Origin of the sequence: Bacillus sp. DE0042 (assembly GCF_007680225.1) — a bacterium.
Lineage (GTDB): Bacteria > Bacillota > Bacilli > Bacillales > Bacillaceae_G > Bacillus_A > Bacillus_A wiedmannii.
In genome coordinates this window covers 176,192-191,192 of record NZ_VEJP01000005.1, presented here as the reverse complement: position 1 = coordinate 191,192, position 15,001 = coordinate 176,192, and the positions used below count along the sequence as shown (strand labels likewise).

At 35.7% G+C, this 15,001-nt stretch carries 18 protein-coding genes and 1 pseudogene; 4 read left to right on the top strand and 15 right to left on the bottom strand.

Annotated elements, in window-relative coordinates:
• The first annotated feature begins 5 nt into the window (after positions 1–5).
• The gene (locus FS802_RS19640; RefSeq protein ID WP_000997609.1) at positions 6–140 is read left to right on the top strand and encodes a YqzM family protein; all 135 of its coding nucleotides are present in this window, start codon (positions 6–8) and stop codon (positions 138–140) included.
• Between the two features lie 29 nt (positions 141–169).
• Here FS802_RS19640 and FS802_RS19635 read toward each other — a convergent pair.
• The 3 genes and pseudogenes from FS802_RS19635 to FS802_RS19625 form a co-directional block, all read right to left on the bottom strand.
• A pseudogene (locus tag FS802_RS19635) lies at positions 170–2,490 on the bottom strand (DNA internalization-related competence protein ComEC/Rec2).
• 14 nt (positions 2,491–2,504) lie between these two features.
• Positions 2,505–3,062, bottom strand: coding sequence for a ComE operon protein 2 (locus FS802_RS19630; protein ID WP_098653257.1), 558 nt, complete (start codon positions 3,060–3,062; stop codon positions 2,505–2,507).
• Positions 3,063–3,125: 63 nt separating this feature from the next.
• Entirely contained in the window at positions 3,126–3,725 is a 600-nt protein-coding gene (locus FS802_RS19625; protein ID WP_098653256.1) for a helix-hairpin-helix domain-containing protein, read from the bottom strand.
• 77 nt (positions 3,726–3,802) lie between these two features.
• Here FS802_RS19625 and comER point away from each other — a divergent pair, with 77 nt between their 5' ends.
• Positions 3,803–4,630, top strand: coding sequence for a late competence protein ComER (comER, locus tag FS802_RS19620; RefSeq protein ID WP_098653255.1), 828 nt, complete (start codon positions 3,803–3,805; stop codon positions 4,628–4,630).
• 171 nt (positions 4,631–4,801) lie between these two features.
• On the opposite strand, the gene FS802_RS19615 is transcribed toward comER, so the two are convergent.
• The 8 genes from FS802_RS19615 to FS802_RS19580 form a co-directional block, all read right to left on the bottom strand.
• Entirely contained in the window at positions 4,802–5,551 is a 750-nt protein-coding gene (locus FS802_RS19615) for a class I SAM-dependent methyltransferase (protein WP_000873068.1), read from the bottom strand.
• A complete protein-coding gene (rsfS, locus tag FS802_RS19610) occupies positions 5,548–5,904 on the bottom strand; it encodes a ribosome silencing factor (RefSeq protein WP_000653202.1) in 357 nt (118 codons plus the stop codon). The genes FS802_RS19615 and rsfS overlap by 4 nt, the downstream gene beginning before the upstream one ends.
• Positions 5,901–6,470, bottom strand: a complete 570-nt coding sequence (yqeK, locus tag FS802_RS19605; protein WP_098653254.1) for a bis(5'-nucleosyl)-tetraphosphatase (symmetrical) YqeK — start codon at positions 6,468–6,470, stop codon at positions 5,901–5,903. Before yqeK ends, rsfS begins: the two co-directional genes overlap by 4 nt.
• Complete coding sequence (gene nadD / locus FS802_RS19600; protein WP_001226041.1) at positions 6,460–7,029, bottom strand: nicotinate-nucleotide adenylyltransferase; 570 nt, start codon at positions 7,027–7,029, stop codon at positions 6,460–6,462. The genes yqeK and nadD overlap by 11 nt, the downstream gene beginning before the upstream one ends.
• A 129-nt stretch (positions 7,030–7,158) precedes the next feature.
• Complete coding sequence (gene yhbY, locus FS802_RS19595) at positions 7,159–7,461, bottom strand: ribosome assembly RNA-binding protein YhbY (RefSeq protein WP_000955225.1); 303 nt, start codon at positions 7,459–7,461, stop codon at positions 7,159–7,161.
• 5 nt (positions 7,462–7,466) lie between these two features.
• Complete coding sequence (gene aroE, locus FS802_RS19590) at positions 7,467–8,300, bottom strand: shikimate dehydrogenase (protein ID WP_098653253.1); 834 nt, start codon at positions 8,298–8,300, stop codon at positions 7,467–7,469.
• Between the two features lie 15 nt (positions 8,301–8,315).
• Positions 8,316–9,422 (bottom strand): ribosome biogenesis GTPase YqeH, encoded by a 1,107-nt coding sequence (gene yqeH, locus FS802_RS19585; RefSeq protein WP_000140794.1) that lies wholly within the window; start codon positions 9,420–9,422, stop codon positions 8,316–8,318.
• 3 nt (positions 9,423–9,425) lie between these two features.
• Complete coding sequence (locus FS802_RS19580) at positions 9,426–9,938, bottom strand: YqeG family HAD IIIA-type phosphatase (RefSeq protein WP_000765308.1); 513 nt, start codon at positions 9,936–9,938, stop codon at positions 9,426–9,428.
• Positions 9,939–10,185: 247 nt separating this feature from the next.
• On the opposite strand from FS802_RS19580, the gene sda reads away from it, so the two are divergent.
• On the top strand, positions 10,186–10,341 hold the full coding sequence (gene sda / locus FS802_RS19575; RefSeq protein ID WP_000853283.1) for a sporulation histidine kinase inhibitor Sda: 156 nt from the start codon (positions 10,186–10,188) through the stop codon (positions 10,339–10,341).
• A 148-nt stretch (positions 10,342–10,489) separates the two neighbouring features.
• On the opposite strand, the gene FS802_RS19570 is transcribed toward sda, so the two are convergent.
• A complete protein-coding gene (locus tag FS802_RS19570; protein WP_098653252.1) occupies positions 10,490–11,278 on the bottom strand; it encodes a phosphatidylserine decarboxylase in 789 nt (262 codons plus the stop codon).
• Positions 11,279–11,568: 290 nt separating this feature from the next.
• Positions 11,569–12,282 carry an RNA polymerase sporulation sigma factor SigK gene (sigK, locus tag FS802_RS19565; RefSeq protein ID WP_000051382.1) on the bottom strand — a complete coding sequence of 238 codons (714 nt, stop codon included), beginning with the start codon at positions 12,280–12,282 and terminating at the stop codon, positions 11,569–11,571.
• Positions 12,283–12,469: 187 nt separating this feature from the next.
• Between sigK and FS802_RS19560 the strand changes: the two genes are divergently transcribed.
• Positions 12,470–13,120, top strand: a complete 651-nt coding sequence (locus tag FS802_RS19560) for a hypothetical protein (protein ID WP_098653251.1) — start codon at positions 12,470–12,472, stop codon at positions 13,118–13,120.
• Positions 13,121–13,175: 55 nt separating this feature from the next.
• On the opposite strand, the gene FS802_RS19555 is transcribed toward FS802_RS19560, so the two are convergent.
• Positions 13,176–14,672, bottom strand: a complete 1,497-nt coding sequence (locus FS802_RS19555; protein WP_144525392.1) for a YcdB/YcdC domain-containing protein — start codon at positions 14,670–14,672, stop codon at positions 13,176–13,178.
• 88 nt (positions 14,673–14,760) lie between these two features.
• Positions 14,761–14,910 (bottom strand): 50S ribosomal protein L33, encoded by a 150-nt coding sequence (gene rpmG, locus FS802_RS19550; protein ID WP_001265617.1) that lies wholly within the window; start codon positions 14,908–14,910, stop codon positions 14,761–14,763.
• Positions 14,911–15,001: the final 91 nt, after the last annotated feature.

The window sequence follows — 15,001 nt, the reverse complement described above, 5'->3', positions numbered from 1 at the left end:
TCTAAATGAATGATTTTGAACAAAACGTTCAAAGTAAACGCAATGACGCTATTGATTCAGGGGTAGGATTTATCGTCTCATTTGGTTTTTTCGCAACACTTTTCATCATTGCAACTGTTATTAAATTTATCGGTTCTTAAAGACTGCTGCTTACTGGCAGTCTTCTTTTTTATCTATTATGTGTTTCATCATATGTGATTTTGCTACGAAAGGTTCCGTGTTCCACTTTAAAAACATAGGAAATAGCGCCTTGCTTATCCGTACGCCATATTTCAATCCCCATCTTCTCTAAACGCTCTATCACCTCCTTATGAGGATGCCCATACCTATTAGCTCACCGACAGAAATAATCGCTACATCAGGCTGTACAGCGCTCAAAAAAGGCACTATAGATGACGTATTACTCCCATGATGAGCAACTTTTAAAACATCCGCCCGTAAATCTGGATACGTAGCTATTAAAAATTTCTCTCCTTCTTCTTCTAAATCACCTGTAAACAGCCACGTTACCCCTCCTAAATTTGCCCATATTACAATTGAAGCGTTATTTTCACTCCTCGCTTTTCCTGTTGGAGCTAACACAAAAAATTCCGCTTCATTTACGCTCCAACTCTCTCCTTCTCCCACTTCACTTATTTTCACTTCCTTTTCTAATGCCTGTTTCTTTAATACTTTTTCTAATACCGCATCTTGTTCTTTTCGGCCAAATACAACTTCTTTTACGGTTATATTTGATAATAACTCTTGCGCAGCACCTATATGATCCGCATCTCCATGCGTTACGATTAATTTATCGATTGTTTTAATCCCTTCCTTTTGTAAATAAGGGATTAAAATATCATTTCCAACAGAAAATTCATGCTTTTTCCGTTGCCATTCTTCCTTATTTGCACGCATTGTTCCACCAGTATCAATGAGGTAAATCTCTTTATCGTACGGGAGGCGAATTAAAATTGCGTCTCCCTGTCCAACATCAAGAAATGTAACACTCCCACTTTCTCTAAAATACGGATATACATAATGACATGTACAAACAAAAAGAAATATACCCGAAGCTACGAACATAATTTTCTTCGACACCCGCCTTTCCCAAACCATCAATATACTAACAATACTCGCGTAATATAGAGCTACAAGAAATATAGGTGTTTGCCCGAAAACAAGGCGGATAAACGGTAAATTTTCACAATAACTTAGAAAATCATTAGAAAGATTCAAACCTATTGATAGTACATTCGCAAGTCCTTTTGCAAGAAACGGGACGATTGGTATACATACCAAAACGATAATACTACCCGGCAATACAATAAGAGATAAAAACGGAACGTATAGGATATTAAGAAAAATACTATATGGAGAAAAATAACCGAAGTGATATAACAAAATCGGAGTACTAACGAGTTGTGAAATAAAAGAAATATAAATGGAATTTCGGATTACTCCATTACTACTATCTAGTAAAAGCGGGGCTGACAAAAGCAAGGCGAAACTACCAACGAACGAAAACTGAAAGCCAATATCAAAAACAAGATACGGATCAAATATAAGCATACATATAGCTGTAACGCTTAAAGCATCTAAGCTAGATAAACGAATAGAACATATGAAAGCAATCAACATCAAAACTCCTGTTATAGAAGCTCTTATAACAGACGGTGCTGCTCCTGCTAAAATCATATATAGAGGAATACAAAAGATAAGACATACTGTCGCTACCTCCCTCGTTACACCACTTCTTAGCAAAATAAAATACACAATCACCATTAACAATACGATATGCGATCCTGAAATCGCCAACAAATGTACAAGACCAAATTGCTGATATTGCTCTTCAACTTCAAATGTCATTTGTTGTCTATCACCGAATACTAATGCATTCATAAAAGCACCTGATTGCGCTGGAAACATTTCTGTAACGCCCGAGATTGCTTGCTGTCTCAAAAGAAGAATCCATTGCACGAGTGACAACGATGTTTTTTGGCATTCAGAAATATATGTAGCCTCCAATATGAAATGAATATTTTGCTTATACAAATAATCACGATAATTAAAACCATGAAAATTCCGAGCTATTGGTGGTTCTTTCCTCTCACCTTCGAATACACATGATACTCCTGCATGTAATTGTCGCAGTTGTTTCTTTTCCAAGGCCGATTTAATTTTGTAACTTAACTGCACTATATTTTTATTCTGATCTTCAACTTGAAATGTTAGGCGATCCCCGTTAATAAGAGGTGTATTTTGTATTCCCCCCCTTGTAACTTCGTAAGATTCTCCTAGAGGCTTGTTTTGCCCTTGAATATACGTAGTGTACATAGCGCCACTAAAACACGCTAACATACAAAAAAAGAAGGTTTTACGCGAAGTACGGTATAAACAATAGAAAACATACAAAACGAGACAACAAGTCAGCAATAAAACTGAAGTGGAAAAGGCAATTGCAATCCCTATGATAAACGAGATTGCAACATAGCCCCATTGTCCATACAACTCATACTCACTCCTTATAGCATCATTTTTGCTTTCGTGAATACATGCTGTAATTCTTCCATTGATAAGTTTTCTTTTTCTAAAGATGCAAATAGTTCTTTTAACTCAATATGACGCTTTTGATCCTCTAATGCTGCAATATTATATTCTAGCGGAACGTGTTTCACTGTTACATTCGCTTTTTCAAATAACTCTACGGCATATGGATGATTTTTATAATCCTGCGCATAATAAACTGCTGTAATACCACTTTGAATAATCGCCTTACAGCATTGTAAACAAGGGAAATGCGTAACATAAATTTCCGCTTCCTCCGTTTTCACACCGAATTTTGCACACTGTAATAAAGCATTCATTTCTGCGTGAATTGTACGAACACAATGATTATCAATAACGTAGCATCCATCATCTATACAATGTACGCCACCTTTAATTGAACCATTATATCCACCAGCAATAATTCGTTTATCACGAACGATTGTCGCTCCTACTGCAAGCCTTGTACATGTACTACGTAAAGATAGCAGATGGCTTTGCGTCATAAAATATTGATCCCATGAAATTCGTTCCATATTTTTCACCTACTTTTTTGTCTACTTGTAGTGTAGCGAATGAAGAAAAACTTCGTCAATCTTTTACGGAATAATAATTTGATCTTTTATTTTTTCCAATGACTTCACACCGATCCCATCAATCTCTAACAAATCTTCTATTTTCTGAAAAGGACCATGTTCTTCTCGATATTTCAAAATACTTTCTGCTTTCCGAGAACCAATGCCTGTAATTTTTTCAAGTTGTTCTTTAGAAGCTGCATTTATTTGAACTTTCCCCTCCCCCTTTGCAATAGCAGCTACCTCTTGCACTCGTTCGTTTTCATTCGGTACATAAAGGATCATTTGGTCTTGTACCATTTGTGCTAAATTTACCTTCTTCCTATCTGCCTCGGGTAAAAAACCACCTGCCTTTTCAATAGCATCCTTGACCCGGTCCCCTTCTTTCATTTCATACACCCCCTCTTTAACAACAGCCCCTTTCATATCAATTACAATTATTTTTTTCTGCTGCTTTGTATCCGATATTTTCGGTTTACTTTTCTTCTCTAGCTCTTTCGCTTGAACATCCGTTGCAATGACCGTTCGCTCTGTATGCTGGTTCGTTTTCCAAAAAAGAAGAAAAAATACAGTTCCAATAATAGCTACTAATCCTAACCATTTCTTTGGAAAATCCCACATCATTTTACACCTCTAATCATAAATTTATAACATCATTCATATTGTTTAGGAGAAAGCTGTTACGAAGGAGGGATGAAACATTGAACATAGGAATTATAGGGACAGGGAACATGGGGAATATACTAATCGACGCATTTTTAGAAACCCGTGCTGTCAAACCTTCGTGCCTTACAATCATTAATCGAACGCCCGCCAAAGCATATCATATAAAGGAAAAACACCCTTCTGTTCATATAGCCAAAACTATCGATGAGGTAATCGAACGATCACATCTTATTTTTATTTGCGTAAAGCCAATAGATATATACCCGATCCTACAAAAATACGCTGAACATTTTTCTGATAAAAAGTGCTTAGTTTCTATCACAAGTCCAATATCTCCGTCACAATTAGAGACGCTTGTACCTTGCCACATTGCACGTATCATTCCGAGCATTACAAACCGCGCCCTGTCTGGCGCATCACTATTTACATTTGGAAGTAAATGCTCTGAAGAGTGGCAACAAAAGCTATTTCGCCTATTCAAAAACATTTCTACTCCTCTTATGATAGAAGAAGATATAACGCGCGTTTCATCTGATATAGCAAGCTGCGGCCCTGCATTCTTTAGTTATTTATTACAATGTTTCATTAACGCTGCTGTAGATAAAACAAATATTACACATGAAGAAGCCACTACTTTAGTAAGTGAAATGGTCATTGGAATGGGAAAACTACTTGAAAAAGAGATTTTCACATTGCCTACTTTACAAGAAAAAGTATGTGTTAAAGGCGGCGTTACAGGAGAAGGCATTCGTGTTTTAGAAGAACATGTTGGGGATATGTTTCATAAATTAATTGAGCGGACACATGAGAAATTTGATGAAGATTTAAAATGCGTCAATCAACAATTCAATAAACACACATAATAAATACGTCATCGTCATTCCAAATCCTTTTTATAAATACTTACTTTTTTACATTACATTTTCACTTAAACTAGCATTTTCACACTTCACGTATATCATCTTCCTATTATGCTAGAACTAAAATTACAACTTCTTTATAAAACAAAAGCAACCTTCTCGGTTGCTTTTGTTTTATGCGTTTTTCTTCGCCATGAAGAAAATACGCTCTGTTTGTTCTGTAACTTCAAGTCGCTCAAAGTCACCAGTCACACGAAGCACTGTAAAACCAGCTTCTTCAAGCCATTTCGTTAACTCTTCAACCTGATATGCACGTTGCACGTGACATTCGTCAAAACGATGGTACACATCTTCTTCTGGGTCTTGAACAAAGAATGTTAAATCATGTTCTACACTATTTGATTCTTCACCAGGGAAGCAATTCCAAATAAGAGATATTTCTTCTCCATTCACTGTGTATGTTTCATTTTGAAATACATGATGTATTTTATATAAAGAATGTACATCAAATAAAAACAAACCATCTTGACGTAAATGGTGAAACACTCTTCGAAATGTTTCTTGCACTCCATCTTCTTGCAATACATAATTTAATGAATCACAAAAGATCGTTACACAGTCAAACTCACCTGGAACATCAAGCTCTCGCATGTCTTGTTGGTAAAAAGGAATAAAGTATCCTTCTCCGCCTAGTTTTTGCTGAGCGACCGTTAACATCTCTTCTGAAAGATCGACACCGATTAAATCGTAACCCTTTTGTACAAGCGGAAGTGTTACATTACCAGTACCGCATGCTACATCAAGAATCTTCGCCTCTTTCATATCCGCTTGCTGTAAACTTTCCTCTGTGAATTCCACCCATTTATCATAAGGAACATCATTCATTAGTTCGTCGTACAACAATGCAAATTGTTCGTATTTCATTGGTCTAGCTCGTCTGTAATATCCTCACGTGGCACATCGCCCCAAAGACGCTCTAAATTATAGTGATTACGCTCATCTTTATGGAATACATGAGCAACTACATCTCCAAGGTCAACTAGTACCCAGCGTGCTTCGTCAAAACCTTCCATACGTTGTACGTCGATTTCAAACTCATGTGCTTTTGATTTAATTTCACGCGCAATTGCTTGCACTTGCTTATCTGAGTTACCGTGACAAATAATGAAATAATCTGCAATTGGTGAAATACCTTGCATATTTAGGACAACCATATCTTCTGCTCTCTTATCATCAGCCGCTTTTGCTGCTAATACTAATAAATCTTTATCTTTCATTTACTAATTTCCTCCTTGATAACTGCGTTGTATGTTTGGAATGTTAATGGATAAATCGTTTGATTTTTTTCCATTAAAAATTGAATTGTTCGCTTTAACGCAAATAATAAAGCTTGATTCATATCCGTATATGCGAGTTTACGAGCTTCCTCCACCCCTGGAAACTTTCGCCCAGGCTCAATGTAATCAGCTACATAAATTACTTTATCTAACATCGTCATTTTCTCATGACCACTTGTATGATATGTAATAGCTTGCAGGATTTCAGGATCCGTAATGCCTACTTCTTTTTCTACTAAGTATGCCCCAACAGGTGCATGCCATAACTCTTTGTTATAACAAAGTAAATCTTTCGGCAAATCTTCACTTTTAATAATCTCTTCCATCTCAGAAATCGCTCTACACTTCGCATAATCATGGAATATAGCTGCAACTTCAGCCTTTTTTTCATCCACACCGTATAACTTAGCAAGTTCAATTGCTGTCTCCATTACACCTATTGTGTGTATATAACGTTTTTCATGCATTTGTTGTTTGACAATATGAAGTGCTTTCTCACGATTCATACAACCCATTCCTCTCAATATACACCTGTACTTTTTCAGGAAGTAAATATTTACATGTTCTCTTCTCTTTATATCTCTCACGCAATAAAGATGAAGAAACTGCAAACTCCGGAATTTCCACAGTGGTGATAGGATAAGGCGTACGCAATGTATAACCAGGTCTTGCAACCCCAACAAACGTCACAAGATCGAGTAACGCTTCAATGTTATACCACTTCGGTAAATACTCAACCATATCTCCACCAATAATAAAGTGAAACTGCACATCCGGATACTTCTTCGTCAATTGTAACATAGTGTCATACGTATAAGATGGGCCCTTCCTGCTTAGCTCTTCTAAACAAATAGAAAAATGTTCCTCTGCCTCAGTCGCAAGCTCTAACATTTGTAAGCGATTTTCTACACTTGTAATATTCCGCCCTTGTTTATGCGGCGGAATTTGGTTCGGTAAGAACCATACTTCTTCTAAATTCAAAGCGTGATATACTTCATTTGCAATTAGCAAATGCCCATAATGCGGTGGATCAAACGTACCGCCAATGATGCCAATTTTTCTCAAAAGAAACGCCCCTTCCTTTTACCTACAATAACTCTCTTCATTCCTATCCGAAGAGAGTTACTGTTAATAAAAGTTCAATTGGTTTCGCTCTCTACATCATTACGCACTAACGATAAAGAATATCATATGCTATTCTTTTGATCGCGGAAGTTTAATTTGTTTATTTTCTCTAGATTCTTTGTATAAAACGATTGTACTTCCAATTACTTGAACGATTTCAGCACGTGCGCCTTTTGCAAGTTCTTCTGCAACTTCACGACGATCGAATTCACAGTTTTGTAGCACACTTACTTTAAATAGTTCACGAACTTCTAAAGTATCTGCGATTTGTTTAATCATATTTTCATTTACTCCGCCTTTTCCTACTTGAAAAATTGGTGTTAAATGATGTGCTTGTGCACGTAAAAATCTTTTTTGTTTTCCTGTTAACATATATGTTAGCCTCCAAGCTTTCTTATAACTAATTGTTTCATTCTATCGATATTTGGTACACGCCCTGTCCACATTTCAAATGCAAGCGCACCTTGATAAACAAACATATCAATACCATTTTGAATCATTGCACCTTGCTCTTTTGCCTCACATAAAATTTTCGTTTCAAATGGATTATAAATTATATCTGATACAATCGTCCCTTTTTTTAACGAAGAAATTTGTAATGGCGTATGTTCAACGCGTGGATGCATACCTATTGTTGTCGTCTGAATGATAATATCATAATTCCCTTGTTCTTCCGTTGCTTTTTCTAGCGATAAAGCAACAGAATTAACAGTAGCCGTACATGCAGCAATAAGTTCTTTCGCCTTATCTACTGTACGATTAGCTACATCAATCTCTTTCACACCTACATCAGCAAGAGAAAAATAAATAGCTCGACTAGCACCACCTGCGCCAAGCAATAAAATACGTTTCTCCTGAAGTGGTTCACTACTAATTGACTGCAGCGCTCGGACAAAACCAATTCCATCTGTATTGTAGCCAATCAATTTCCCATCATTATGAATCACTGTATTTACTGCACCAATTTGTTTTGCTAGTGGGTCAATCTCATCCAAATAATCCATAATAGCAACTTTGTGCGGAGTTGTTACATTAAATCCTGAAATACCTAATGCTTTTAAACCTCTTACTGCTTCCCCTAGTACTTCCTCTTTAACAAGAAATGCATGATAATGGGCATCCATATTCAAGTGTTCAAATGCACCGTTATGCATAACGGGTGATAATGAATGTCCAATTGGATTTCCGATTACACCATATAATTGTTTCATAAATCCCTCTCCATATTAAATTAAAGATTTACGTAGCGAAACACTTACTCCTTTTGGTACGTGTGCAACAATTTTTGCTCCCGGTTCGTTTACCGTAACCCATCCTAATCCAGAGAATACAACATCCGTTTTTGGTTCACGAATATTAAATTCGTATTTCACTAACTCTGGCATATTTTCTAATTCTTCTGGTGTTGGCGGGCTTAGTAAATCCCCAGCATGATTTTTATACAATTCATCTGCTTTCTCAAGCTTTGTACGATGGATTGTTAAACGATTCGAGAAGTGACAAGTAAATGCACGACGACCACCACTTACATAATCAAAACGTGCCAATCCACTGAAGAATAATGTTTGTTCTTCATTTAATTGGAACACCATTGGCTTAATTTCTTTTGTTGGTGTAATAAGCTTTAAGCTTTCTTTTCCAACATAATGAGCCATTTGATGGTGGTTAATAATACCTGGCGTATCATATAAAGAAGATTCTTCGTCTAACGGAATATCAATTAAATCAAGTGTTGTTCCTGGGAAATGAGATGTTGTAATTACATTTTCAGTCTCATCACTAAATTCTTTAATCATACGATTAATAAATGTTGATTTTCCTACATTCGTACATCCAACAACGTAAACATCTTTTCCGCCGCGGTAATACTCAATAGCATCTGCCAGCTCAGCAATCCCTTGTCCCTTTGCTGCACTAATTAAAAAGACATCTTCTGGCTTTAATCCTAGCTGCTTTGCACTATAGCGCATCCAATGCTTTACTTTATCATGTTTTACTGACTTAGGAATTAAATCAGCTTTATTTCCAACAAGTAATACTTTATTATTTCCCACGAAACGATGTAAGCCAGGTAACCAGCTACCATTAAAATCAAAAATATCTACAATCTTAACTACTAATGCATCTGATTTTCCAATTCCGTTTAGAATACGTAGGAAGTCATCATCTGTTAATGATACATCTTGAATTTCGTTGTAATGCTTCAAGCGAAAACAGCGTTGACAAATTACTTGTTCTTTCTCTAAAGATGAGGCAGGAGCATATCCTACTTCATTTTTATCTTCTGTTTGAATTTCTACACCGCAACCAATACATTTAATTGTTTCAGTCAAACTTTATTCCTCCCAGTTAATTAAACCTTTTTTCTTCATATTTCTCATAATTCTTCGTTCAATTTTTCGATTAAAGCGCGTTACTAATCCGTCCGTTTGTGCTACCGGTACAACTAAAATCGTATGAAGTCCCACTCGGTTTCCACCTAACACATCCGTTAGTAACTGATCCCCAATTACTACAACTTCATCTGGCTGCAGGTGCATCTCTTGTATCGCACGCTTAAACGCGCGAACAAATGGCTTACGCGCACTATGAATAAATGGAATACCTAATGGATCAGCAAAGTCTTTCACACGTTGCTCATTATTATTTGAAACGACCGTTACTTGAATGCCTTGCTCTTTCATTTTCAAAAACCATTCTTCAAGTTGTGGCGTTGCATTTGGACGATCCCATTCAATTAACGTGTTATCTAAATCAGTAATGACACCTTTAATTCCACGTTTTTTCAAATCTTCTGGTTGAACATGATATACATTTTTCACATATTCATTTGGTAAAAATAGCTTCAATTTCTTTCACCTCTTTGAGGAGTTTTCATAAAAATTTTTCGACAACATATTTCGATATATGACCTGTGGATAAAATTGTACACATTTTCCACATTAATTTTTCAGCTAATTTGGAATTTACTAACAATCTATACACATTTTATCCACCTAGGTATGTGGATAACCACTCGTTTGTGACTGTCATATTTTTTTGGTACATTAAATGCAACAACGAATCAATCCTTAAATTATTAGGAGGTGACTCACCTTGAAAACAAAATATATGGAACAGTTATCTACTGAGTTACTCACTGAGTCTTATTATAAAGCAAAAGAACTAAAATTAAATCCCGACTTCATTTTACTTATAAAACAAGAAATGATTAGACGCTCATTAGAGGACAAGCTTGTCAAATCGTCTTGATTACATATAAAGCGAAATTTTAATGAGCTAACTTGTAAAAAGAGCCATCCTGCGATGGCTCTCGAATAAACAAGTACTCCCATCTAGGGAATTTCATCATTAAGCATCTTTGTCCATAACTCTTGCTTACAGTTATAAAATGTTTTCTTTACTTATGAGGCGAACGAGTAGCAATTTTTTCACCAAGACGAAGCTCTTGTCCACTCTTCAAATTCTGCACTACTTCTATCATATCTTTTTCAAACAATAACACAACTGTTGAGCCAAATGTAAAGTATGCCATTTCTTCACCTTTTTGAACAGTACTTCTTTCATGCAACAGCTCAATACTATTGACAAACATAGCTCCTACTTTTACAAGTGCCATATGTTCACCGTCACTATTTACTTCTGTAACAGAGCGATAATTTTTTGATAATGGCTCTTTCCCGTATTCCATACCAGCTGCATTTACCGGATATGATTTTCTACCAAGTACAAACCTTTCAGTCACAGAACCAGAAAGCGGACTATGAATACGATGATAATGACTTGGGCTTAAATAAATAACCATGTATGTACCACCTACATATCGCTTTGCACGTTCTTCATTACCTAGCATATCCACGATTGAATAACGCTTACCTTTAATATCAAATGTTTTTGTGTCCTCAATAGGACCGTGATCAGCAAAAACACCATCAACAGGACTAACGATACTCGATGCATCTGTATCAACACTACGCTTTCCTTCTTTTAGCTTACGCGTAAATAATTCATGCAATGTTCTATATTCCTTCAAACCCTTTTCCATCTCACCTTGGTTAATTTGAAAAACTTTCGCATACGATGGAATAATGATAGAGCTCAAACGAGATTGTGCAAATTTACGTAATATATAAGAAGTAAAACGACCATTTGTAAGTTCGATCATAAGTCGATATAATGTACGTCGCAAATTGCGAAACCTCCTAATCAGTCTATAACTTTAGCTTCCCCTTCTTTTCCTTCTATATCATATGTAAAATTGGTTCTTATTCCCACATATCATATAGAACCGTTTCATTATACATGCGGAAAACTAAGTATGGTATTATTCTTAAATTGTTTAGCACCCTCTAATATTACAGATAGAATCCGTCATTTTCAACAGTGAACATAGATTTATTCTGAACACAACTCTTTTTCTTTCCTTATTTACAAAAAGAAAAGCAGCCCATTTTAAAATATGGCTGCTTGCAATGTACATTATTCTTTCGCTTTTTTCTCTTTCTCAGCTCTTACAAATTCATGGAACATTTTCATTAAAGCGCGCTTTTCAATTCTTGATACGTAGCTTCTGGAAATACCAAGTGCCTTCGCAATCTCTCGTTGCGTTTTCTCCTTATCAAGCCCCAGTCCAAAACGCTTCACGATTACTTCTTTCTCTCGTTCGTCTAAAATATCGATATACTCTTTAATCTTTTCTAACTCCATACTAAGCTGAATCATATCAATTACATCTTCAGACTCTGATTTTAATATATCAATAAGCGATATTTCATTCCCCTCTTTATCTTGCCCGATTGGATCATGAAGTGAAACGTCTTTTTTCGTTTTTTTCAGTACACGTAAATGCATCAAAATTTCATTTTCAATACAACGTGCTGCATACGTCGCAAGTTTTGTTCCTTTTCCAGCCGAATAGCTCTCGATGGCTTTGATGAGCCCAATTGTACCAATTGAAATTAAATCTTCTGCATCTTCCCCTGTGTTTTCAAATTTTTTAACGATATGAGCTACAAGCCGTAAATTATGTTCAATTAACAGATTTCTCGCTTGAGCATCACCTTGCTCCATTAACTCTAAGTACTTTCTCTCATCGTCTGATGATAACGGCTGCGGAAACGCATTATTCTTCACATAAGAAACAAAGACAAACACTTCTCGAACCATATATCCAATTGCGGCGAATAGACTCAAACCTTTCACCTCCGCCAAAATAGTGGTCTTTATTATGTGTATGTGGGCGTGAGGTTGTTTGTGTCTGTACGATATAAATATGGAATCCTTAGCTTTTTGTCGAACGAAATAAGTCTTTCATACCTTGAATATTTTTTCCAATGTATTACAATATGTAAGATTCCAAAATTTTGAAAGAGGTGTTTTCATGCGATACGCTACATCAAAAATCAGAAACCTTGTAATACTCACATCATCATTTTTCTTACTTTCAGCTTGTGGACAACAAACGTCTCCTACAAAAACCGAGGCTACTAAACAAGATACTGCCGTATCAAAAGACAGTACAAAAACGGAAGATACCCAAAAAACTGAAGACAGTGCAAAAGCTGAGAACAACGCAAAAACCGAGAACAACGTAAAAACTGAGAGTAACGCAAAAACTGAGAACAACACAAAAACTGAGAACAGCACAACAACTAAAAACAACGCAAAATCTGAGAACAGCACAAAAACTGAAAATAATACGAAACCTGAAGCAGAATCTAAAAACACACAAAAAGAGCAACAACCAGCTAAGCAACCAAATAAACAAACTGATACTATTACATTCACAAGTGAAGATGCTATAAAAGTTCTAGAAAAAAGAATGGGAGCTCGCTCAAATGAAATTCGTTACGGCTCCAGCGAAGACAAACTAATTGGCACAATAAATGGTATTAAGCTATACGACGTATTATACGGACGCGAATCTCCTGAAAACTCTCGTGCGCTAAATTTTGCAGTGGGATCTGATGGAAACCTATATGATTGGTCAAAAGCTCAAGATGGTATTCTTCAACCACTTAACGGCAATTAATAAATGATTCTAAGAACATAGTAAAAGCCAATCGATACGTATCGATTGGCTTTTACTAATACTCACTCCAAATTTTCTCCCCGGTATGCGCACCAATATAACGAATTTCTCGACTACAGTCGAAGGGTGCTTTATGATTTTCATCTGTTGTTTGTTTATACAATAATTTATATACTGTTTCTTCTGCATCATTATCTATGTCCCATTCTAAATTAACTCGGATGGCCTCTTTGTATATTTGTAATGCTTTTTCTTTTGTTACTTTTGGTGTTGTTTCATATGTAAGCAATTTTTTTATAAAGTTGCTAGACTCTCCAGAGTAGTGCATCACAGCACCATTTTCTGTATTAATGTTGAGCATGATATATTTTCCCGCTACACAAAAGCCATTTACATATATCGAAAAGGAAAATCTCTCTATCCCCTCTTCCGATTCATAATCATCCCAAAGCTGAACATACTTTGTTGCATTTGGAATAATTACCTCTAAAAATTGAAGTGCTTTTTCTAAACATTGCTCTCTTGATAATATTGATTTCCTGTCCTTCTCGTCCGTCCACATTAAACAGGAAATCAATTGATTTGTTTTTTTATCTACAGTAATTACAACGAATTTATCATGCTGCAACATAGGAAAATTCTTTTTATAGAACTCATTCATTGAATATGGATCCTTCACTTCTATTTCTTTTTGCACTGCTTCTTTCAATACAGATTTCATTTGGACTTCATACTCATCTTCTTTTTCATCTACTTTTATAAACTTTTCTACGTCCCAATCTAATAAATCGAAAACATCTTTTTTCTGCCTACTTTTTACTGTTTTTTCAACAGGTACTGTAGGAGCTAATTTATAGTGTTCCGGTTCAAATAAATTTTCTCCCGTACTGGCATCAATAAACGCATGGCTAGGTTCTGGCTCATATACAAGATGGTACCCGGTTCCTTCTTCTCCACTTTCATATTTACATGAAGAGAATGTCAAATCTACAAATACAAGTCTCATATCTTGTCTAGCTTTTAAATTCTCTAAAACGATGCTCTTCTCAACAATTTCATTTGGCCATAGCGGTTTTTCTTGTATAGCTTTTTGTCCATTATAATAAAAGTGGACAACTTCCTCTGAGGAATGAACGTGCACAATACAGCCTGTATTCGGCAATGGATAACCATTCACTTCTTGCATATAATTTACTTCTTTCCGACCACGCCTGTCGTCCTTAACCGTTACATATGTATAAAATTCATATCCTTCTTTTGTATATTTTTTTAAGAATGCATTTGCAATCTCTCTTGCTTTATTCTCTCCTATCGCTTCCTTACCACTCGAAAAATATTTTTTATCATCTATACTAAATTCGATTAAATTACCAGTATGTCTATTCAGCGTAATTTGTATCGTTCTCTCCTCATCCTCTTTATGTTCCCACCATAATAGATGATATGGGTCATCCACACCTTCTTGATCATCTACGACAAGCCTGTAATCATCTGGAATATCAATCATATGAGCCACTTGCTCTTTTCTTTCTTTATCTTTTTGATTCATCATACCTCTCCTTCATTACAATTTAAGGTAATTATAACAAATAAAACTAAATGGCTATAAACAAAAAAAGACTAGAGATATCTCTAGTCTTCTACTTCGTCTCACGATGTAGCGTTACTCGCTTTAATCGTGGACAATATTTTTTTAGTTCGATGCGCTCTGGATTGTTTCGTTTATTTTTTTTAGAAATATAATTACGATCACCGCACTCTGTACAAGCCAATGTAATATTTACACGCATATGTAATTCTCCTTTCTTTCAAAGATTACAAACTAAAACGTAATGATTACGATTTATATGTTATATAACTTTATTCTATTTGTCAATTACA